The sequence below is a fragment of the Pseudovibrio ascidiaceicola genome, assembly GCF_900114245.1.
Taxonomy (GTDB): domain Bacteria; phylum Pseudomonadota; class Alphaproteobacteria; order Rhizobiales; family Stappiaceae; genus Pseudovibrio; species Pseudovibrio ascidiaceicola.
This window is the reverse complement of record NZ_FOSK01000002.1, coordinates 171,379-192,287: the sequence shown is the minus strand read 5'-3', so window position 1 is coordinate 192,287 and position 20,909 is coordinate 171,379. Positions and strand designations below refer to the sequence as shown.

Genomic DNA, 20,909 nt, shown 5'->3' with positions numbered 1-20,909 from the left:
AAGGGCTTTGCTGGTAATTGCACTGACTAACACGAGCAAGGTCATGTTTGCCGGAGGAAGTGTCCAAAACGCACCAGTCCTCAAAGTGATACTTTATTTTCATCCAACTGGAGCACGCTTCTGTTGGATGAGGCGTTTCTTTATATTGGCCTGCCTTCAAGCTCTGGATGCATTCCAAAAAACTTATCCCCCTGGTTCAAAACCATGCCCATACTAAGCGCATGCCTACGTAACGGGCTGCTGGCGGAGCGACCGTCAGTTTGTCGTAGGTTGGGCGGGGCTTCTGGAAGACGTAACGCACCTTTCAGAGGTCCGGTGAACCGAACTTCAAACGTGACCGCATGGTTTGAGGGGAAGGGCCCAGGACTATAGGGTATCACGCGGTGATAGATACACGAGCACCGGCAGTAAAACCTGCTTTTGCGAAAGTGTCTATCAAAGACGGAGGAACTGTCTGGCTAGGGAAACCTGACTGGGTAAGCCACTGTCTTTTCAGGAAACTGACTATCGTGCCTTATAGGCAAAAGAGGCGACGTTGTTCATCCAAAGAAAGCCCGGGCAAGGCGTGTAGCCAATGCCGAAGACTCATTACTAATAAATAGCGCAGGTATTGCCTGCCGCCTTGCTCATCCCGACCTTCGGGAACTCTGGTCCAACACTGCATGGGATGCCATGCGGTGATTTCAGTGCTTGCTCTCCTAAAATACGGGGCCGAGGCAGGGCAGTTAGTTATAACCGAGCGCGTTCGCGCAAAGCCGCAAACCGTTTATTCACCTCAAGATCAGGAACAGATACGACCTAGGTAGAAAGCGGTAAGCTTTTTTCAGTTTGCCTCTTGATTTCCAGCGGCAAAAGCGCGATTTCAGTATCACTGAAAATTACATAGCCAAGGGGCTAGGATTATGCGCTTGACTGAATGGTTGGAAGACGCTGGTGAAAGCAGGAGTGCCTTTGCACGCCGCGCTGGTTTGTCTCCTGCATCTGTAACGGCTCTGTGCAACGACCCAAGCGCATGGATTTCTCGAGAAATGGCCCAGAAAATCGCTGAAGCGACGGGCCATCAGGTGACCCCCAACGATTTTCTCGGACTAAAAGAAAACAAGGAGTACGTCGTGTCTCAAACAAGAGTAGCCGAAGCCCTGCGCGCCTTCGAAAACGGCGAGATGGTTGTTGTAACTGATGATGATGATCGAGAAAACGAAGGCGATCTCATCGTAGCAGCCAACATGATCACCCCTGAGCAAATGGCATTCATCATTCGCCACACCTCTGGGATCGTCTGTGCTCCGATGACGCTCAAAGAAGCAAAGCGCCTGCACCTTGAGCCGATGGTCGCCAACAACGACGCTCCACTGGCAACTGCGTTCACCGTCTCCGTGGACTATGCGCCGGGCCTGACAACAGGCATCTCCGCTGAGCAGCGCTGTGCAACTGTTCGCGGCCTTGCTAACCCAAATGCTGGCGCAGCTGACTTCGTTCGTCCGGGTCACATCTTCCCCTTGGTGGCAAAAGAGGGCGGCGTCCTCATGCGCTCTGGCCATACAGAAGCAGCAGTCGACCTATGTAAGCTGACTGGCCTGCCAGAAGTCGGCGTCATCAGCGAGCTGGTGAATGACGATGGTACTGTAAAGCGCGGTGAGCAGGTTGAAGCTTTCGCCCGTGAGCATAACCTAAAAATGGTTTCAGTCGCGGATCTCATTGCATGGCGTCAGCGTCATGAAAACCTCGTAAGCCGTATCGATGAATTCGACGTAGAGACCACAGCAGGCAAAGCGCGCGCCATCGTGTATTCTACTCCGTTCGACAATGTTGGCCACTTGGCGCTGGTTTACGGCGACGTGCGCGATGGTCAGGATATTCCGGTCAGACTTCATCTGGAAAACGTTCTGGATGATGTGTTTGGGCAAACCAAACCTCTGGAAGCAATCATGGAAGACTTTGCGGAACGAGGCCGAGGCATTATTGTTTACCTGCGTGAAGGTGCGGTAGGCGTTGCAAGCAAGTCCAACCGTCATCGTGATAACCTGGAAGCTGCTGAGCATGAGCAGCACGATTCCGCTCAGGGCCGGTCTGAAGACTGGCGCGAAGTTGGTCTCGGTGCGCAGATCCTGAAAGATCTGGGAGCCAACTCCATCCGGGTTATTGCATCGCGTGAGCGCCACTATGTTGGCCTTGAAGGCTTTGGCTTGAAAGTTGAAGCAACGGAAACACCGGCGGACTAACGAATGAGCCCCCGGCGCAATATGGAAAGTGGCGGGGGCATGTCTCAGTTTGATCTTGATCCATGGCAGGAAGAGCAAAGCTCGGCTGAACCATTCACACTGGGCTATCGCAAAGGGACAGGCGAGCCGGTCGTTTACGGCAGCCTGCTGCTTGGGGCAGCTCTTCTTGGTACAGGCATTGTGAGCGGTTCACTGATCCCTGCATTGGCATCCCTGCCTGTTTTCCTCAGTGTTCAGTGGCATTACCCCTTCATCGACAAACGCCCTCAAATTGCAGCCAATGAAACCGGGCTATATCTGGAGAGACTTGGTGTTCTGCGTTGGTCAGCAATTGCAGATCTTTCCCTCTACAAAACAGCTGTCCGCACCATGGAGTTCAACCAGCTGCATATCAAACTCAAGGGCCCCATAGAGGACTGCCTCGTAAAGCGAGAGCCTCAGTCTTTACCGCGTTTGGCCATGCGAAAGAATTGGCGCTTGAAAAAAGCCAAGTCGAACGCACCAGTACTTGAAGTGGATTTACATCTCCTTGCGTGTGATCCTGAGATCCTGTTGCAAAGAACTAGGCAGTTCTGGCGTGGGTAATGATGTTTCTCTGCAACACTGATCTATAAACAATCATTGAGCAGATTAAATACCTCAGAATTCTTTGTTTGGCCGCAAATCCGCTTATCCTGTTACAAGACGTTAACACTCTTAACCTAACTTTTATTAGGAAGGACAGGACCCGGAAGGCAATTATCATGCAGCTGAACCGCACGGAGACAAAGGGAAACACATGCAGCTTTACCAGTCTGGATAAAGATTGGGGGGCAGATGATGATTATCTTTTCAACTTTGCTTGCACGCCAGGTGGAAGCGTTTTGCAAATTGCCTGCGGCACAGGTGCACTGTCCAACGCGCTTTCCAGACAAGGCGTAGACACTGTTGGCGTCGACCGAAATCCGAAGAAAATCGCACAAGCCGTAAAACGGTCTGAGACGGTAACGTGGTTGGAAGCAGATGCCCGAACGGTGCACCTCAATCAGAAATTCGACCGCATTATCATTACTGGTAATGCTTTCCAGGCCTTTGCAACCAACACGGATCAGATCCTCGTTCTCCAAACCATCGCTGCTCATCTGAAACCAAATGGCAAATTCGCCTTCGGTATGGAAAACCCGAAAGCACGCCCATGGGAGAAGTGGGGCCAGAAAGGCAAACCTCTTTTGGTCCGCTCGGTTGAAGGGCAAAGAGTGTCGCTGTGGCAGGATACAGCCGGGCCAGACAAAAACGGTCTCGTGTCCATGCAAACCCACTATGACAGCGACGGTCAGCATTACTCTAGAAACAACATGCGCCGCTTCGTGCATCGCGATCATATCCGCGACCTGTTGGAAGCCGTTGGCCTGCGCGCAACAGCTTCCTATGGAGACTGGTCAGCACTCAACCTGAATGATGCTGCACCTTTCATTATCGTCAGCGGTGGCCTGAGCACCTAACGCTCCTCAGGCTCCCAGAACTTACACCCCATCAATAATCGTCAGGCTACACTTAGCAGCACCATGACGGATTTTGGCAACAGGGGCATACTCCGGACAGTTCAAAAACGCCTGCGCTTTTTCCATGTTTGGAAACTCCACGATGACGAGACGGTGTGGTGTCCATAAATCACTCTCAACCACATCCATATCACCGCCACGTGCCCTGTAGATGCCGCCGAAGCTCTCAGCAATCGGGCGAGCCTGGGCCTTGTAATCCTCATAGGCGATGGGATCTTCAATTTTTGTATCAACAATGACGTAAGCTGGCATATACTTCTCCTGTAATTGGAAAAGAACCTACCTGATTTGGTTGTCTTGGGAAATTACGCGGCAGACTTAGTGCCGTTATCTTTAGGGGAAGGCTGCCCTTTGCCTCTTTGCCGCTTGAAATAACGTGGGCGGGTCCGGCGGATGATCTTCTTGAAACGACCACTGGATCGCACTTCAATCCAATGCAGAGCCTGATTGAGCCAGGTGAAGTTTTTCCTGTGCCGCCGTACGAATTTTGCAAACCTGCGGCTTGTGGCAATCAGCAGGACTGTCCCCAGCGCCAACAGCGGTACGCCCGTTGGAATAGGGGTCCAGACCGTGAGCAGGCCCAGTACGATGCAAATGATAGCGGCAAAAACTGAAAGGCCCTTGATCAATGGCTCGACCACCTGTGCGCGTCACAAACTTAGTTAAGTATACACAAGGGGCGTGAAGCTTCCGTAACACGGGCTTTCAAACTTAGGGCAAATATCGAAAGTTTAGGGAAGGCGGCAAATTACTCGCAACTTGCCGCCTGCATAATCACCGCTTATGCGCCGCGTTCCAGCAGAGCAACCACTTCAACATGAGGGGAATAGAGAAACTGGTCAATCGGCACAACGCGTTTGATCTGATAGCCACCGTCCAGCAACTCTCGAATGTCACGAGCAAAACTGGCAGGGCTGCAGGAAACAGCAACGATCTTCTTGACTGGAGATTTTGCAAGTTCCTGTGCTTGGGCAAGAGCACCAGCACGCGGCGGATCAAACACCACACCATCAAAACCTTTGCCAAAGTTATCAAGCTCTTTAGCAACAATTGGTCGGCGGAACAGATCACGGCGTTCAGTGGTGACTTTCTTAAGGCCCTTGGCACGGCGCAATCCAAGATCAAGTGCTTTCAGTGACGTTGCTTCGCCTTCCACCGCATGCACATTGGCAAACTGTCCGATATTGAAGGTCAGCGTGCCTGCACCGCAGAACAGATCAGCTACACGCTTGCAGCCGCTCAAACCCTCTGAAAGAAGATCGCCCATGGTTTTTTCGGCGCTCAAGGCTGCCTGAATAAACCCACCGGAAGGGATTGGAACAGCGACGCCGCTCATGTCCAGTAAAGGAGGACGGATCTCAATAATTGTCTCACCATCAACAGTCAGGCGTGCAAAGTCATTCTCAACAGCACCCTGTGACAGTTCAAGGTAATGTTTGTCTTTGTTTTTACCCAACCCACCAATAGCAACATCAAGGCCGCTCTGTGTTGTCGTCACGGTGAACTTCAGTTCGCCCTTACGCGGCAAAATTTCGCCAGCAAGCTTGCGAAGTCCGGGCACAGCTTTCATGAGCTCAGGCGCAATCACAGGGCATTCTTCAATGTCTACAAGTCGGTTGGATTTAGCTGTGTGATAGCCAAACAGCACTTTATGGCCTGCTTTTACAGCTGCAAACACAGCACGGCGGCGACTGCCCTTGCCGCAAACCACCACATCTTCCACTGGCGTTTCAATGCCACGGGAGGCAAGCGCGTCAATCACTTGTTGCCGCTTGAAGTCCTTGTAGGAAGGCTCATCCATATGCTGCAAAGAGCAGCCGCCACATGTGCTGAAATGCTTGCACACGGACGCGATGCGATGCGGGCTCGGCTCAATGATCTCGTTAAGTTCCGCACGTGTTCCTTGCACCTGGGCGCTGACAAGCTCGCCTTCAAGTGTATAGGGAACAAAGATCTGTCCGGCATCGGTCTCAGCAACACCATCACCTTTATGGGCAAGGCGTGCAATACGGAGGGTTTCTACAGTGGCTTCAGGCTTCTTAGACATGGCACAGCGTTTACAGCGCTGCACTGAGACATGCAATGCTTGATCTCGCGAAGTCCGGCATTCTGTTTGAGGGAGAATGGGCGGCGATGTTTAGTCTTCGATCTGATCTAGGGGAAGTAATCCTCTGTGACGCAAAGGTAATGTGGAAAATTGCTGTATAGGCGTACTCAGCGCCACTTTATACTGAGTTTCAGATGAGATTTTGTCGATCTATTTAAAATGTTCTCTGAAATAAACTTTTTGTTTGTCTATTTGATCGATTTCCCAACGTAATGTGCTGGTTGCATGCGTGTGGGTATACATTCTATGGCTGCAACTTTCCCAAAAATAATCGGCGATGTTCTGTAGGAGTTTTCAATGGCGTCTTTGAAATTAAAAGGGAAATTGACATTTTGGGTTGTCGTGATTGCGCTGGTGTCGATGGTTGCCTCATCGGGATCTGTCTTGTTCATTGGGGCAGGAGTTATTGAAGAACAAGCAATCGGGCTTTCTAACGAAATCGCCAAGGAAAGTGCAGCCGTCGTCAAAGCTGAGTTGGATCAATCTTTTGCCGTCGCGCGAAACACAGCCAATGCATTAGATGCACTCAGGAAAAGTGGGGATGCTAATCGGGACGCTTCTGCTGAGATCCTCAAAAGCGTCCTCAAGAGCAATGAACAACTGATTGGCAGTTGGGCGGCTTGGGAACCTGATGCATTTGATGGCAAGGATCAGGATTGGGCCAATAAGCCATATCATGACCAGACCGGAAGATTTATCCCGTACTGGTTCCGCTCGGGTGGACAGATTGGCCGGGAAGCACTTGTCGATTATGAAAAGGATGGGGCAGGTGACTACTACTTGCTTGCACAAAGAAGTGGTGAAGAGATCATTCTGGAGCCCTACACCTACTCTGTTGGTGGCGTGGATACCCTAATCACATCTCTTGTTGTACCGGTGGATGGCTTTGGAGCCAGAGACGGTGTTGCCGGTGTAGACATTGCTCTCTCTGACATACAGGAGCGATTGAATGGCATGCATCCCTATGAGGAAGGCTATCTCACGCTGATCAGCTCTTCAGGAACAATTGTCTCCAATCCAGATAGCCAGCTTGTCTCCAAAGCTGCTGGTTCAGCTGGTTTTTCAAAAGCAATTCTTGAGCCGTTAAACTCCGGAAAAACCCGCATTCTGCCCAACACGCAGGTCGGTAATGTTGAGATGCTGCAGGTTGGTGTTCCAATCAGCATCGCAAAAACCGAAGAGCCATGGCTGCTGGTGATTACGATCCCACGCAGTAAGATCCTTGAAGCATCCAATCAGATGTTCTCGCTTGTCTCTGTCTTGGGTGTGATACTCGCACTCTTTGCAGCTTTAGGTGCATGGATATTTGCCAGTTCATTGAGCAAGCCAATTTCTTCTCTGACCAGGGTTATGGGTGAGTTGGCCTCAGGAAATCTGAATGTCGATATCTCAGAGCGCCGCCAGCAAGATGAGATCTCGGACATGATCACCGCTGTACGGGTGTTCAAAGACAATGCCATCAAAGTAAAGGAGATGGAGGCAGACAAGAAAGAGCAGGAAAGTAAGCGCAGAGCAGAAGAGAAGGCCACGCGGACGAAGATTGTCTCTGACTTTGAAAAGAGCGTGGGCACCGTCGTGCAGACTGTTTCATCCGCAGCCACAGGCATGAAGTCATATGCCGAGGTGCTTGAGCCTGCTGCAACGAGAGCGCAGTCTCGTGCACAAGCTGGGGCAAGTGCTGCAGAGGCGACCTCTGTTAACGTACAAACCGTTAGTTCTGCAGCGGAGGAGCTGACAGCATCCATTCGCGAAATTGGGATGCAGGTTGATCTGGCCTCAAGAACGGTTGCAGTGGCAGTCTCTAAGTCCGAGCAAACCAACATCACCGTGCGCGGTCTTTCCGAAGCCGTGCTGAAAATTGGCGAAGTGATTGATATCATCAATGCCATTGCCGATCAGACCAACCTTCTTGCCTTGAATGCCACTATTGAAGCGGCCCGAGCTGGGGAATCTGGCAAAGGGTTTGCCGTAGTTGCTAATGAAGTGAAGGATCTGGCTAATCAAACAGGGCGGGCAACCCAAAGCATTGCTGAACAGATCAGCGGCGTTCAGGAAGCAACGCAAGGAGCTGTTGATGAGATCGCGGGCATTTCCAAAACCATCAGCGAACTTGACGAAGTAGCCTCCAATATTGCTGCTGCAGTTGAAGAGCAGGGCGTGGCAACCAGTGAGATTGCCAGAAGTGCCGAGCTTGCATCCAACGGAACCAAGGAAGTCTTCGCCAGCGTAAATGACATAGGCAAAGCGGCAGAGGATACCAGCGATTCCGCGTTGAGCGTAAAAAAGGCCTCAGTGGATCTGACTGATCTTGCTGAAGAGCTCAAAGAACGCGTGGAAGGCTTCGTGTCTCAGCTACGCGCATAATTGCGAGCACTTTAAAGAAGCACTGGAATACCCTCTCCTGAGTACTTCTATGCCTCGGGAGAGGGCTTCACGATAACTATGATGGTGTCTTTTGGCAGGCCATCAGATACTCAGCATTTCCGTCACCACCTTTGATCGGCGAGGAAGTGATGCCAAGGACGGACCAACCCGGTTGGGCATTCATCCACTCTTGCAGCTCAACAGAGATCTCCTCTGCAATCTCAGGAGCAACAAGACCACCTTTCCCAATCCGCTCACGTCCAGCTTCAAATTGTGGCTTGACGAGGAAGACGCCTACAGCACCATCAGCAGCCAGCTCAAGAGCTGGTGGTAAGGCAAGCTTCAGAGAGATAAAGCTTACGTCCGAAACCAGAAACTCCGGATGCTGGCCTTCTAGATGTTCAAGCGTCAACTCACGGGCATTCAGTCCGTCTTTACGGACAACCCGTGGGTTGTTGGAGATCTTATCCGCCAACTGACCATGTCCAACATCAATGGCATGGACAATCTGAGCACCATGTTCCAGCAGAACCTGCGTGAAGCCTCCAGTCGAGGCGCCAATATCAAGGCAGATCTTCCCAGCAGGGGCGAGGTAAAAATGCTCCAGGCCTTTGATGAGCTTTAATGCAGCGCGGGAGACATAGTCAGAGGCCGGATCATCGATAGAGATGTCAGGTTTGCCCGCTATCTTCTGCGAAGGCTTTTTTGCAGGCGTACCGTCTATCATGACTGTGTTGCGCAAAATTGCATCACGAGCACGGGCCCGCTTTTCAAAATAGCCATGTTCGACGAGGAATTGATCAAGCCGCATATGTCACCTGACTGGGATGATTAAAAGCTTAGCCTAAAGGCCGAAGCAACCAGCCAGTGCATTTAACAGTTTGTCTGAGAAAAGCAAATTGCCATAGCGCATCCAAAGGAATGCGGTGGCTGAGATCAGCAGAAGTCCAACGACGGCTGTGCCAGCATAAAGAGCTGCATGATCTTTCATGTCTTCATCCAAAAAAGGGTGCCTGAATTCTCAGACACCCTAAACTTTTATGAGCTACCAAGCAACTTTCTGATTTTTGGAAGCGCTGTTTCTTCAGGTTCCTGATAGCTGATGGTTCCCACGAAATCCAAATCACCGTTCAGCATGTAAACCGCTGCGGTGTGGTCCATGGTGTAATCACCGTCTTCCAAAGGCACTTTTCTCGCATAAACGCGGTAGTCTTTGACGACTTTTTTAACCTGGTCGACGGAGCCTGTCAGTGGAACGACGTGAGAGCCAAACGCAGCAACATAATCTGCAATAACGTCTGGTGTATCGCGTTCAGGATCAACGCTGACGAAAACGAAGTTCAGATCATCTGCCTTCGGGCCCAGATTATCAATCCATCCCTGCATATCAGAGAGGGTTGTTGGGCACACATCAGGACAGTATGTGAAGCCGAAGAACATCAGAGTTGGTTTGCCATCGAGGTTCTTGTCAGTAAAGACTTGTCCCTTGCCATCAACCAGCTCAAACGGGCCTCCGATCTGCACTGTGGCAGCCTGCGGGACATCCTCTTTCACAAATTTCATCACTGTTACAGCAGAAACTGCGGCAACGAGCAATGCGACTGCAGCCCACGCTCCATATCGAATTGTTTTCGCAACGTTCATCTTAATCCACCCGTGCACATTTCAATTGGTTAGTGGTGCATTTTACCGGATTTTGCACCCATTTTCATAACTGGGAATGTCACTTCAACTGGACCGGCTTTTTCGAATTCCAGAGTAACTTTGAGTTCTTCACCCATCTTGAATGGCTGTTTCAGACCCATGAACATGACGTGGTAGCTGCCAGGCTTCAGCTCAAGAGTCTTGCCAGCAGGAATAACAACACCGTCTTCCAGCTTACGCATTTTCATTACGCCATCATTCACAGCCATTTCGTGAATTTCTGTACGCTTGGCATAGCCAGAAACTGCGCCAGTCAGGTGCGCATCTTCACTGCCGTTGTTGGTGATGGACACAAATGCGCCTGCACCTTTAGCTTTTGGTGGAGTAGCACGGGACCATGCGTCTTTGATGGTCAGGTCGCCATGCTGAATGCTGTCCGCAAGAGCAGCAGAACCGGTGAACGCAACAAGAGCTGCTGCAACAAGAAGAGCACGTGTTTTCATAATATCCATCCAAGGAATAGCTCCCTACCTGTAAACTCAGGTAGAAGAGATCAGTCAAATCAGGTTTTGTTGATCAAGAAGAAAAACTTAAGCGACTGGAGGAGCTCGGATGAGGAAATTATGACCGCGGAGGCTTCTGTCATTTACGAGAGCACTATCAAGGGAGAGAGAACCGGCAACCACAAGGGTAGGACTCTGCCAGTTCTCGGGCTCTATCGAAAAATAAGTCGCCTGTTTGGACGTATGCGGGCACATGTACGTGCAATCGCAGCCTATTCCCAGCGGATTTTCGGTATGAGTGGAGCCTTCGATTTTTGCAATATGCGAGCCGCCTGAAGGGGCACACAATTGCAAGAGCGCAGCAGCCGACGGATCAACAGCTGCGCTGGAAAAACTCAGGACAAGCAACAGTACTCGGGCCAGCATCGCAACGCCAGCAAGCAAGACGAGCGGATGCCGCTCGCTTCTGAGTACATGTAATGTATTACTCGGCTTGACCATGGGTCTTTCTTAGTTGCTTCCGCTGAGTGTGTCTACACTCAGCCAGAAGGGAATCTGGAATTATCCTGAGTCTCATCAGTTGTAGGCGGATTCTCATCCTCATCATTGCGATTTGGCAAATCACCAACTTCTTCTGATGCCATGCCCTCATCCTGTTCATAGGCAGGGAACTCCTCAGGCGGAATAACGTAAGGATCTTCGATATCTAGCGGATCAGGCGTAAGCACGGCACCCATGTTGGATGTTGCACCATATTCGAAGTCTGTCTTCTCCAGGTCTTCGTCTGCAGGGCGAATAACGAGGCGACTGACAACAAAGAGCGCAAGAGCCACTTCAACGAGAGCCACCCATATGAAAAGCCCTTCAGGCCCGATACTGAACATCAGACCTGCTGCAACTGTGGGTCCGATCATCGACCCGATTCCGTTCGACATCAGAACGCCGGAAGATGTCTCAACATAGTCTTCTGCTTCCACATAATCGAAGGCGTGGGCAGCAACAATCGCGTATGTCGGCTGACTGGCCATGCCCAGGATCAGGAATACGGTGAACGTAGTCCAGAAGTTTCCACTCTCAAGTGTAAAGAGGACCAGAGCTGCCGCTGCCGCACCAAAGCCCAAGAGCAAAATAATGATACGACGGTCAACGCGGTCAGACAGACGACCAATCGGCCACTGTGTAATCGCACCACCTAGAACGATGGCCGCAGCAAAATACGCTGCTTCGTTGGTGCTGTAGCCGATCTGCTTGGCGTATAGCGGAGCCAGCGCCCACATGGAACTGTTAGCAAGACCAATCAGCAAACAACCAATCAGCGCCACAGCTGAGGTCTGATAGAGGTTGATTGGGCGGAACCGTACCAGCGTAATTGGAGCTGGCTGTACTGCCTTGGTAAGCACAACGGGAACCACCGCAACGCTGACAAAAATTGACGCAATTGCAAATGGCACAAAGGTACTAACGTCAAAGCCCACAATCATCAGCTGGCCACCCATGGTCGCACCCAGATAGCAAATGATGTAAAGCGACATGACGGTGCCGCGGTTCTCATTGGTTGCCCGGTCATTCAACCAGCTTTCGACAACCAAAACGATGCCAGCAAAACACACACCAGTAATGATGCGGAAAAGTGCCCACGCCAAAGGGTCCACCAGAATAGGGTGGAGTAGCGCGGCACCAGACATCAAAGACACCAGTGCAGCAAATGCACGGATATGACCGGCCCGCAGAATAAGAAACGGACCAAACAGACACCCAATCACAAAGCCAATGTAAAAACTGGACGAGATCAGACCAATCTGGAGGTCTCCAAATCCGGCCAAATCAGCTTTGAGAGGGATAAGCGTCGAAGAAAGTCCATGCCCTGCAAGAATCAGGGCGGTGGACAGCATCAAGGACGCAAAGGTTGCGAGCAGCAGTATCATGCGCGTACCAGCCAACGATGTAAAACTGGAGTCACACTACATATCATATGCAAAAAGAAAATAAGGAGAGCAGCGAAAGCTGCCCCTCATTTAATTTTTTGATGAGTTATGAACACAAATACAATGTTCTACACCAGCCTTAACGGCAAATCCTCTGCTTTACCAAGGGTTTCAAAGACCCGGTGTACAATCCCTGATGCATCTAGTCCGGCATCTTTGTACATGGTCTCTGGCTTCGCGTGGTCCTGAAAAACGTCCGGCAGGATCATACTGCGAACTTTAAGAGACCCATCAAGCAAGCCGTTGTCAGAGAGGAACTGAAGCACCTGGCTTCCGAAGCCGCCAATAGAGCCTTCTTCGATGGTGATTAAGACATCGTGTTCTTTGGCAAGGCGCCCGATCATCTCTGTATCAAGCGGTTTGGCAAAGCGCGCATCAGCAACCGTTGTTGAAAGACCCGCTGCATCAAGCGTATCGGCAGCCCTCAAGGCTTCCTGCAAACGACCGCCCAATGAAACCAGAGCAACGCGGGAACCTTCTTTTATGATACGACCTTTGCCGATCTCCAGAGGCATGCCGACTTCCGGCAGATCAATGCCAATGCCTTCACCGCGTGGATAACGGAAGGCGATCGGGCCTTCATCATAAGCCGCAGCGGTGGAAACCATGTGAACCAGCTCTGCTTCATCACCAGGTGACATGATTACCATGCCCGGCAAACAGGAGAGGAACGTAGTATCAAATGAACCAGCATGCGTTGCGCCATCCGCACCAACCAGACCAGCGCGGTCAATCGGGAAGCGCACAGGCAGCTTCTGGATTGCAACATCATGGACGAGCTGATCGTAGCCACGCTGGAGGAAAGTTGAGTAAATCGCACAGAACGGCTTGAAACCCTCAGAGGCAAGGCCGGCGGCGAACGTCACAGCATGCTGTTCAGCAATGCCCACATCGAACATGCGGGTTGGATGAACTTTCTCAAATACATCCAGACCAGTTCCGTCCGGCATAGCAGCTGTGATGCCAACGATCTTCTCGTCTTTGTTCGCTTCTTCAATTAGTGCATTGGCGAAAACGCGAGTGTAGGCAGGTGCATTCGGTTTCGGCTTAGACTGCTCACCTGTCACAACATCAAACTTGGCAACAGCGTGATATTTGTTGCTTGCATTTTCGGCAGGCAGATAGCCTTTACCCTTCTGGGTCACCACGTGAACGAGGATCGGGCCTTCTTTGGCATCCCGGACGTTCTTTAGGACTGGCAGAAGGTGATCCAGATTGTGCCCATCAACAGGGCCAACATAATAGAAACCAAGCTCTTCAAACAGTGTGCCGCCGGTAAAGAAGCTGCGGGCAAACTCTTCTGCCTGCGCTGCTTTTTCCTGCAGTGGTTTTGGTAGTGCGCTCGCGACCTGTTTGGCTGCCTCGCGGAAGCCCTTATAAGTCTTGCCGGAAACAAGACGTGCAAGGCTCGCGGAAAGGGCGCCAACGGGTGGAGCGATCGACATGTCATTGTCGTTCAAAATAACAATCAGGCGGGAGTTCAGCGCGCCCGCATTGTTCATCGCTTCATAAGCCATGCCAGCAGACATGGCACCATCACCAATTACAGCAATCACATTGTTATCGCCGCCGGCAAGGTCGCGGGCCACAGCCATGCCAAGGCCAGCTGAAATAGAAGTGGAAGAGTGCCCGGCGCCAAATGGGTCGTAATCACTCTCAGAGCGCTTTGTGAAGCCACTCAGGCCGCCATCCTGACGCAGTGTGCGAATACGCTCTTTGCGGTCAGTCAGAATTTTGTGCGGGTAACACTGGTGTCCTACATCCCAGATCAACCGATCTTTGGGCGTATCGAAGACATGGTGGAGCGCAACGGTGAGTTCAACAACACCTAATCCAGCTCCTAAATGCCCTCCTGTAACAGAAACAGCATCAACCATCTCCTCTCGAAGCTCTTCAGCAACTTGTTGAAGGCGGTCCTCGGGGACCTTCTTGAGATCAGATGGGTTTTGAATTTGATCTAGCAGGGACATCTGGGTCTTCTTAAGTCTTTTGACTATTTGGCAGCTTAACACAGAACGACCCGACCATGGCATATGTTCCAATTTATGGCCGAAACGACTGTCTTCCGTAGTTGAACACGATTATAGCAAGCCTGCCCACTGTGCAATTGCCTGTCATGAATAATTGATCGTTTATGCTAGGTCCTTTTGTAGGGATGCCTCCTCAAAACCTGTGTCAATAGGGGATGAGAACGTATTTTTTTTCATTTGCTAGTATTAATTGCGCTTTTGTCACCCCATGGGGTGATGCAATCTGCGACGAAACGTCCTATGTCGAATGTGTGGTCGATGGGGCCACGTGCACAGTGATCGACTTGGGGCTACGGTTTTCGTAGCCCCCTTTTTTTTGCCTATACCAATATCTGGCGATAAATGAAGAATACTTGTCGATTTAAACTAGACCGTCCGGTCGGTTATACGATCTATCCAGTGCTTTGTATTCTCCGTCTTGAAATAATATTTTGTGAAATATCTCCGGTTAAGTATTGTTCCAATTAAAACTTATCGGCTCAATAGAATAACAGGTGTGTTATGTGCTCAGTAGTTTTTGTCCAATTTTATTTAGTAGGCTAAATAATAAATTATCACGAAATTTTTATCACTTAAGTAAAGCGATGTTCTTGATGATTCAGGCGCAAATAAAAACCCCGCTCAAGGCGGGGTCTGTTGAAAAATGAACGCGTGTACTAGATCGAAAATTCTAGTTGCTGGAATTAAACTAGAATTTCAATTCCATATAAGCTGAATTTATTGGTCGTCCAGCGCTTCTGTACCAACCGCGTTTCCAGATGTGTTCATCTGGATTTTCTCTACCTTCTCTTCTGCAGCTTTAAGCAGTCCATCGCATTTTTCACGCAAGGCTTCACCGCGTGCATAAAGCTCGATGCTCTTTTCCAGAGGCACGTTACCTTGCTCCAGATTGCGAACAATGGTTTCCAGCTCAGCTAGTGCTTGCTCAAAGGAAAGGTTTTCAATGGAACCGGCTGCTTCTTCTGTCACCAAACTGTCCTCGCTCAGTCGGGAGTAGGTGCACTCCCAATTAGTAATCCATCAATGTCATTACATGAGCGGCGGCTGATCGCGCAAGACCTTCTAGATCATACCCACCTTCTAAAAGCGAAACGACACGTCCCTGACAGCAATCATCTGCAATTTCGATGAGCTTGCGAGTTGCCCACGCAAAGTCCAGCTCTGTGAGACGCAGTCCACCAAGTGGATCCCGCTCATGAGCATCAAAGCCCGCGGAGATAATGATCAGATCTGGTGAGAAGTCACGGATACGCGGTAAGATCGCGTAATCAAGGGCTTCACGGAACTGGGTTCCATCATCGCCTGCTGTGAGTGGCGCGTTGACAATGTTGTTATGCTCACCTGTCTCATTCACTGCACCTGTGCCCGGAAACAGCGGCATTTGGTGAGTGGAGGTGTACATCACAGTTGGATCGTTCCAGAAGATTTCCTGTGTGCCATTGCCGTGGTGAACGTCAAAATCCATGATCGCCACACGTTCCAGCCCATAAACGTCTTGCGCATAGCGGGCAGCAATCGCGGCGTTGTTAAACAGGCAGAAGCCAGAGGTAAGAGCGGATTCTGCGTGATGTCCTGGAGGTCTGCAAGCTGCAAAGGCGTTGGAAACGCGCTTACTCATCACCTCATCTACACAGCGTGTAGAGCCGCCGACAGCTCGCATCGCCGCTTCCCAGCTTCCAGGAGACAGGTTGGTGTCTGGTGCAAAGTCGATGAGCCCTTCTTCGGGGTTCATGTTGTGGATGGAATTGATGTAGTCAGAGCTGTGGACCCGGGCAATATCCTGAAACGTTCCAAATGGTGCGATATCGCGATCCAGCATGAAGAACCTTTCGTTCTCAAGCATACGATCAATAGCCCGCAAGCGGTCGGGGCGTTCTGGATGACCAAGCGGAGTAAGATGATTTAAAAAAGCCTGATGGTGCAGCAGCAAAGTACTCAAGATATTGAACCCGTTAAAAATGAAATCAGGTACACAGCCAGTTTTAGAGCTCGCTCCGGTAAAGCAGTTAGAGCGCGAAGTGGGCACACTTGCTCTAGTGTGATGGCACCTAAATCCAATCCTGTGAAAAATTGGGCGAATTACATATACAAGTCCACATTGCTGAGCAATCTGTCAATTGTACACCCCTCCAGTTCATCTCGGTAATTGGGATGAGGTGCCTATAAATCTCCGTGGTTATGCCTGCGTGGAATGCCTCACTGTCCGTGAGTAAGACAAGAAAAATCCGGAGTGCGTGTATAACACGCAACCCCGGATAAAGGTGCGAGCAATCTGTGTTGCTCGTGGGGGAGGTCCGCTGCATCTCTAAGAAATACATGACTGTAATATTGGGCCAATTCTTTAAATTTGCACGCTGATTATTCGCCCTCTCCTTGAATTCATACTGAGTGGAAAGAGAAAAGGTTAACACCTATTCTTATGGTGTTGCATAAATACAATAAATAATACAATAAACCCAAAGTATTCAGGGGGAGTTATCCTGTGCTCTCAACGGCTTGCAGCGGAGAGGGCTTGGGCAAATACCAAGAAGAAGGTAAAGCGCTACCTTTTTTCAGTACTCAAGAGAGTCTTGAATCGCGGGGAGCGGCAGCGCGGGCAAGGCGGTCATTAATAGCTTCGCCCAGTCCATGATGAGGGATTGGCATGACTGCTATTTTTCCGTTTTCTCCAAGATCGGCCTGACGGAGTGCTGTAAACAAACGCGCAGCAGCCTCGGTCAGATCTTTTGAGTCGCTGAGTGGAACCAGCTTGGCAGCTTTATCTGAGCCTTCGGGCAGGTCAGCACCGAAGGTAATCAACGCTTCCCCTTCAGCCACATCCTCTGCATTCAGGCGAATGTGAGAGTTGGGGGCGTAGTGGGATGTCAGCATTCCCGGCGCCATCGGGGCGCTGTCGTCTGTTCCTGCCCGCACCAGTGTTTCACCAAGCACAGCTTCAATATCTTCACGGGCAAGGCCACCAGGTCGCAGAAGTGTTGGGCGGTCTCCCACAAGCGAAACGATTGTTGATTCAACCCCAACAGAGGTCGCCCCGGAATCGATGAGGTAAGACAAGTGATCTTTAAGATCGTTGATAACATCTTCTGCCGTCGTGCCGCTGATCCGGCCAGAAAGGTTGGCCGAAGGTGCGGCCAGAGGGCGTCCCGTATGCTTGCACAATGCCCGCATCACCTCTGAACGAGGTACTCGAAGCGCAATTGTTTCAAGACCTGCCACTGCAAGGTCTGAGACCGGGCTGGTTGGTCGCTTTGGCAACACAAGAGTCAACGGACCCGGCCAGAAAGCCTCGGCGAGTTTGAGCGCGCGCTCATCAAAAAAAGCGTGGGTTTGTGCAGCTTCCAGACTATCTATATGAGAAATTAAGGGGTTGAAACTTGGACGCCCTTTCGCCTCATATATACCAGCACAGGCTTTGCCGTTGGTTGCATCTGCTGCCAGTCCATACACCGTCTCAGTAGGTATCGCGACGAGTTTGCCATCGCTCAGCGCACCGCAAATATCCTGGAAAATTTGCGTGTCTTCCAACTGGGTGTCAGATGGGTTTAAGCGCCAGAGTTTCATACCTTTTCTTTCTTACTAAGACGAATGTAGGGGGCTACCTGCCTCTAAGGGACGCTTGACGTATAGGTTAATCACACTACTGTCCCAAACAGGAAAAATTCTGTAGCGGCCTTTTGATGGGCAAAAGCCAATTCGTCAAGTCGCTATAGCGTATTCCCGAGAAGTGAGCGTCGGTTTTCGGATGAGAGTATGCACGAACATACGTGTATTTCCGAGGAGTGGCCGCCAGCTGTCGGCAAGGACTACGCATAAATACATCTCTAAGGCAGTTTACTGGCCCTATATGGAAGGCAGGCGGCTTTAGAAGGGGAGGAAAACAAAATGTATCGTGCACCACTGAGTGAAATTGTATTTACGCTGAAAGAAGTAGCAGGTTTAGGACAGCTTCAGGCGCAGCCGGGACAAGAAGAGCTTTCAGACGATTTGATCGAAGCTATTCTGGGCGAGGCCGCAAAGTTTGCAGAGGAAGAGATCGCACCTCTCAACAGGGTTGGAGATGAAAATCCGGCACAGTTGATCGATGGAAGCGTCAAAACCTCTCCGGGCTGGAAAGAGACCTACACTAGTTGGCGTCAGGGTGGTTGGAGTGCTTTGACGGGCGACCCGGAGTATGGAGGGCAGGGCCTTCCAAATATGCTCCATGTTGCTGTATTTGAGATGTGGAACGCAGGCAGCATGGCCTTCACCCTGTGCCCTACACTCACCACAGGCGCTGTAGAGGCCATCGAGAAGCATGGTTCCCCGGAACTCAAAGCCAAGTACCTCGAAAAGCTCACCAGTGGCGAGTGGACAGGCACAATGAACCTGACTGAGCCACAAGCAGGCTCAGACCTGAACGCCCTGCGTGCCAAGGCAGAGCCTGTGGGAGACGGGTCCTACAAAATCTCTGGCCAGAAGATCTTCATCACCTATGGTGACCACGACATGACGGAGAACGTGGTCCACCTGGTGCTGGCACGTTTACCGGACGCGCCAGCTGGCACGCGTGGTATTTCGCTGTTTGCAGTGCCGAAGTATTTCGTCAACGACGATGGCAGTCTTGGCGAAAAGAATGACGTGACCGTAGCAGGTGTGGAGCACAAGCTCGGCATCCACGGCTCTCCAACCTGCACCATGTCCTTTGGCGATAAGGGCGGTGCCGTTGGGTGGCTCATCGGTGAGGAAAACAGAGGCTTAGCCTGCATGTTCACCATGATGAACAACGCCCGCCTCGCAGTAGGTGTGCAGGGCCTCGGCATCGCAGAGCGTGCCTTCCAGGAATCCCTGGCATTCTCATTGGACCGCAAACAGGGCCGCGGCGTTGGGTCAAAGACCGATGGTATGGATCCGATCGCGGTTCACCCGGATATTAAACGTACCCTTCTTTCAATGAAGTCACAGACACAGGTTGCCCGCGCAATCTGTTACGCCTGCGCGCACGCACTGGACATGGCGAAAGTCGCGCCAGATGCGGACCAGAAGAAGTTCTGGGCAGAGCGTGCTGGCCTGCTCACACCAATCGCAAAAGCACTCTCCACCGACTTTGGGGTGGATGTCGCCTCGCTTGGTATCCAGATTCACGGTGGTATGGGCTTCATTGAAGAAACCGGCGCAGCCCAACATCTCCGTGATGCACGCATCGCTCCAATTTATGAGGGCACCAACGGTATCCAGTCCATCGATCTGGTGATGCGTAAACTGCCAATGTCCGGTGGCGATCAGGTGCGTAGCCTCATCTCCGAAATCAAAGAGATCGCAGCGAGTGTGAACGCCGACAACACCGGTGAGCTGGGTGATCTTGGCACCAAGCTTGATGCAGCCGTTGCTGATCTGGAAACCGCCACCGAATGGATGTTGGCGGCACAGGCCGATGGGAAGGTTCCTGAAGCGCTTGCAGGTGCGACGCCATACCTGCGTCTGGCAGGTATCACGCTGGGCGCAGGCTTGCTGGCAAAAGGCGCAATGGCATCCAAGGATGCGCCGGAGACGTTGAAGAAGCCGCGCTACCTGATGGCGCGCAGTTTTGCAGAAACTGTTTTGGGTGAGAGCGCTCCGTTGAAAGACGACGTAACACGTGCAGCTGAAGCAATCCTTGCATTCGATGCTGCTGAACTTGCCTGATCCAAGAGGCAGTCAACCGTATTTAAAGGGTGAGGCGGAACTGGCCTCACCAATCAGTTTGGGAGGGACACATGATCAGTATTGAACGGGACGGCGCAGTCCAGATCATCCGCATGGATCGCGTAGAAAAGAAAAATGCACTGACACAAGCCATGTACATGGATATGGCAGACGCGCTGAAGACAGAAGATGAAAGCATCCGCTGCCATGTCATGCTTGGCCGTCCGGGTGTTTTCACCGCAGGCAATGATATTGCAGACTTCCTTAAGGCCGCAATGTCAGGCGAAGGCTTGGAAGCTGGCGGCGTAGGCAAATTCCTCGGTGCACTCCATGAGCCATCCAGACCTGTTATCGCGGGTATCGATGGTCCCGCTATCGGCGTGGGCACCACCATGCTGTTCCACTTCGATATGGTGTTTGCTACGGAAAATGCGCTCTTCAAAACACCGTTCACCGATCTCGGCATCATTCCTGAAGCAGGCTCAACGTTGATTGGTCCAGAGACAATGGGTTACCACAAAGCGTTCGAAATGTTGGCCCTGGGTGAGAGCTTCACTGCCGAGATGGCTAAGGAAGCGGGCTTCGTAAATCACGTGGTATCCCCTGATGAGCTTGAGGGCCGCGTGCTTGCAATAGCGCAGAAGGTAGCGTCCAAGCCTCAAAACGCCCTGCGCATTTCCAGAGAGCTGCTGCGTGGCAAGCGTGAGCCGCTTGAAAAGCGCATTTTTGAGGAAATCGGTCTCTTTGCTGAGCTGCTTAAATCTGATGAGGCTCGCGAAGCCTTCATGAAGTTCATGAGCAAAGCTTAACTCGTTCAGATGCGGTGTTTATCGCCGCATCTTACTTCAGGAA

At 51.2% G+C, this 20,909-nt stretch carries 19 protein-coding genes; 6 read left to right on the top strand and 13 right to left on the bottom strand.

Annotation, left to right across the window (positions count from 1 at the left end; genetic code table 11):
- The first annotated feature begins 902 nt into the window (after positions 1-902).
- From ribB to BM231_RS05120, 3 genes are all read left to right on the top strand, one after another.
- Positions 903-2,222 (top strand): 3,4-dihydroxy-2-butanone-4-phosphate synthase, encoded by a 1,320-nt coding sequence (gene ribB, locus BM231_RS05130; protein ID WP_093517324.1) that lies wholly within the window; start codon positions 903-905, stop codon positions 2,220-2,222.
- Positions 2,223-2,261: 39 nt separating this feature from the next.
- On the top strand, positions 2,262-2,807 hold the full coding sequence (locus tag BM231_RS05125) for a hypothetical protein (protein ID WP_208860098.1): 546 nt from the start codon (positions 2,262-2,264) through the stop codon (positions 2,805-2,807).
- 158 nt (positions 2,808-2,965) lie between these two features.
- Positions 2,966-3,703 (top strand): class I SAM-dependent methyltransferase, encoded by a 738-nt coding sequence (locus tag BM231_RS05120; RefSeq protein WP_063295560.1) that lies wholly within the window; start codon positions 2,966-2,968, stop codon positions 3,701-3,703.
- A 21-nt stretch (positions 3,704-3,724) separates the two neighbouring features.
- On the opposite strand, the gene BM231_RS05115 is transcribed toward BM231_RS05120, so the two are convergent.
- From BM231_RS05115 to BM231_RS05105, 3 genes are all read right to left on the bottom strand, one after another.
- A complete protein-coding gene (locus tag BM231_RS05115) occupies positions 3,725-4,015 on the bottom strand; it encodes a DUF1330 domain-containing protein (protein ID WP_093517322.1) in 291 nt (96 codons plus the stop codon).
- 53 nt (positions 4,016-4,068) lie between these two features.
- Positions 4,069-4,404, bottom strand: a complete 336-nt coding sequence (locus BM231_RS05110) for a hypothetical protein (protein WP_208860097.1) — start codon at positions 4,402-4,404, stop codon at positions 4,069-4,071.
- Positions 4,405-4,544: 140 nt separating this feature from the next.
- Positions 4,545-5,810 carry a class I SAM-dependent RNA methyltransferase gene (locus BM231_RS05105; RefSeq protein WP_093517320.1) on the bottom strand — a complete coding sequence of 422 codons (1,266 nt, stop codon included), beginning with the start codon at positions 5,808-5,810 and terminating at the stop codon, positions 4,545-4,547.
- A 357-nt stretch (positions 5,811-6,167) separates the two neighbouring features.
- Between BM231_RS05105 and BM231_RS05100 the strand changes: the two genes are divergently transcribed.
- Positions 6,168-8,234: a methyl-accepting chemotaxis protein gene (locus tag BM231_RS05100; RefSeq protein WP_093517318.1), complete on the top strand. Its 2,067-nt coding sequence runs from the start codon at positions 6,168-6,170 to the stop codon at positions 8,232-8,234.
- A 76-nt stretch (positions 8,235-8,310) separates the two neighbouring features.
- Here the strand turns inward: BM231_RS05100 and BM231_RS05095 are convergent, their stop codons facing one another.
- From BM231_RS05095 to BM231_RS05055, 10 genes are all read right to left on the bottom strand, one after another.
- Positions 8,311-9,045 carry a TlyA family RNA methyltransferase gene (locus tag BM231_RS05095; RefSeq protein ID WP_093517316.1) on the bottom strand — a complete coding sequence of 245 codons (735 nt, stop codon included), beginning with the start codon at positions 9,043-9,045 and terminating at the stop codon, positions 8,311-8,313.
- 33 nt (positions 9,046-9,078) lie between these two features.
- A complete protein-coding gene (locus tag BM231_RS27040; RefSeq protein WP_167550264.1) occupies positions 9,079-9,225 on the bottom strand; it encodes a hypothetical protein in 147 nt (48 codons plus the stop codon).
- A gap of 47 nt (positions 9,226-9,272) precedes the next feature.
- Complete coding sequence (locus BM231_RS05090; RefSeq protein WP_063293796.1) at positions 9,273-9,878, bottom strand: SCO family protein; 606 nt, start codon at positions 9,876-9,878, stop codon at positions 9,273-9,275.
- A 29-nt stretch (positions 9,879-9,907) separates the two neighbouring features.
- Positions 9,908-10,381: a copper chaperone PCu(A)C gene (locus tag BM231_RS05085; protein WP_244527141.1), complete on the bottom strand. Its 474-nt coding sequence runs from the start codon at positions 10,379-10,381 to the stop codon at positions 9,908-9,910.
- An 87-nt stretch (positions 10,382-10,468) separates the two neighbouring features.
- Positions 10,469-10,882: a hypothetical protein gene (locus BM231_RS26830; protein ID WP_139226332.1), complete on the bottom strand. Its 414-nt coding sequence runs from the start codon at positions 10,880-10,882 to the stop codon at positions 10,469-10,471.
- Between the two features lie 38 nt (positions 10,883-10,920).
- Positions 10,921-12,306, bottom strand: coding sequence for an MFS transporter (locus BM231_RS05075; protein WP_093517310.1), 1,386 nt, complete (start codon positions 12,304-12,306; stop codon positions 10,921-10,923).
- Between the two features lie 128 nt (positions 12,307-12,434).
- A complete protein-coding gene (gene dxs, locus BM231_RS05070; RefSeq protein WP_093517308.1) occupies positions 12,435-14,336 on the bottom strand; it encodes a 1-deoxy-D-xylulose-5-phosphate synthase in 1,902 nt (633 codons plus the stop codon).
- A 777-nt stretch (positions 14,337-15,113) separates the two neighbouring features.
- Positions 15,114-15,368 carry an exodeoxyribonuclease VII small subunit gene (locus tag BM231_RS05065; RefSeq protein WP_208860096.1) on the bottom strand — a complete coding sequence of 85 codons (255 nt, stop codon included), beginning with the start codon at positions 15,366-15,368 and terminating at the stop codon, positions 15,114-15,116.
- A 37-nt stretch (positions 15,369-15,405) separates the two neighbouring features.
- Positions 15,406-16,326 (bottom strand): histone deacetylase family protein, encoded by a 921-nt coding sequence (locus BM231_RS05060; protein WP_093517306.1) that lies wholly within the window; start codon positions 16,324-16,326, stop codon positions 15,406-15,408.
- Positions 16,327-16,955: 629 nt separating this feature from the next.
- Positions 16,956-17,957, bottom strand: a complete 1,002-nt coding sequence (locus BM231_RS05055; RefSeq protein WP_093517304.1) for an L-threonylcarbamoyladenylate synthase — start codon at positions 17,955-17,957, stop codon at positions 16,956-16,958.
- A 321-nt stretch (positions 17,958-18,278) separates the two neighbouring features.
- On the opposite strand from BM231_RS05055, the gene BM231_RS05050 reads away from it, so the two are divergent.
- Both BM231_RS05050 and BM231_RS05045 read left to right on the top strand, forming a co-directional pair.
- Entirely contained in the window at positions 18,279-20,057 is a 1,779-nt protein-coding gene (locus BM231_RS05050; protein WP_093517303.1) for an acyl-CoA dehydrogenase, read from the top strand.
- A 71-nt stretch (positions 20,058-20,128) separates the two neighbouring features.
- Positions 20,129-20,866, top strand: a complete 738-nt coding sequence (locus tag BM231_RS05045; protein ID WP_093517301.1) for a crotonase/enoyl-CoA hydratase family protein — start codon at positions 20,129-20,131, stop codon at positions 20,864-20,866.
- The last annotated feature ends 43 nt before the right edge of the window (positions 20,867-20,909 follow it).

What these genes read in the sequence shown, in the direction of transcription:
- BM231_RS05085 (WP_244527141.1), bottom strand. Translation starts at nt 10,381, where the DNA reads ATGAAAACACGTGCTCTTCTTGTTGCAGCAGCTCTTGTTGCGTTCACC.
- BM231_RS05050 (WP_093517303.1), top strand. Translation starts at nt 18,279, where the DNA reads ATGTATCGTGCACCACTGAGTGAAATTGTATTTACGCTGAAAGAAGTA.
- BM231_RS05105 (WP_093517320.1), bottom strand. Translation starts at nt 5,810, where the DNA reads ATGTCTAAGAAGCCTGAAGCCACTGTAGAAACCCTCCGTATTGCACGC.
- BM231_RS26830 (WP_139226332.1), bottom strand. Translation starts at nt 10,882, where the DNA reads ATGGTCAAGCCGAGTAATACATTACATGTACTCAGAAGCGAGCGGCAT.
- BM231_RS05095 (WP_093517316.1), bottom strand. Translation starts at nt 9,045, where the DNA reads ATGCGGCTTGATCAATTCCTCGTCGAACATGGCTATTTTGAAAAGCGG.
- BM231_RS05090 (WP_063293796.1), bottom strand. Translation starts at nt 9,878, where the DNA reads ATGAACGTTGCGAAAACAATTCGATATGGAGCGTGGGCTGCAGTCGCA.
- BM231_RS05120 (WP_063295560.1), top strand. Translation starts at nt 2,966, where the DNA reads ATGCAGCTGAACCGCACGGAGACAAAGGGAAACACATGCAGCTTTACC.
- BM231_RS27040 (WP_167550264.1), bottom strand. Translation starts at nt 9,225, where the DNA reads ATGAAAGATCATGCAGCTCTTTATGCTGGCACAGCCGTCGTTGGACTT.
- BM231_RS05100 (WP_093517318.1), top strand. Translation starts at nt 6,168, where the DNA reads ATGGCGTCTTTGAAATTAAAAGGGAAATTGACATTTTGGGTTGTCGTG.
- dxs (WP_093517308.1), bottom strand. Translation starts at nt 14,336, where the DNA reads ATGTCCCTGCTAGATCAAATTCAAAACCCATCTGATCTCAAGAAGGTC.
- ribB (WP_093517324.1), top strand. Translation starts at nt 903, where the DNA reads ATGCGCTTGACTGAATGGTTGGAAGACGCTGGTGAAAGCAGGAGTGCC.
- BM231_RS05045 (WP_093517301.1), top strand. Translation starts at nt 20,129, where the DNA reads ATGATCAGTATTGAACGGGACGGCGCAGTCCAGATCATCCGCATGGAT.
- BM231_RS05055 (WP_093517304.1), bottom strand. Translation starts at nt 17,957, where the DNA reads ATGAAACTCTGGCGCTTAAACCCATCTGACACCCAGTTGGAAGACACG.
- BM231_RS05125 (WP_208860098.1), top strand. Translation starts at nt 2,262, where the DNA reads ATGTCTCAGTTTGATCTTGATCCATGGCAGGAAGAGCAAAGCTCGGCT.
- BM231_RS05115 (WP_093517322.1), bottom strand. Translation starts at nt 4,015, where the DNA reads ATGCCAGCTTACGTCATTGTTGATACAAAAATTGAAGATCCCATCGCC.
- BM231_RS05075 (WP_093517310.1), bottom strand. Translation starts at nt 12,306, where the DNA reads ATGATACTGCTGCTCGCAACCTTTGCGTCCTTGATGCTGTCCACCGCC.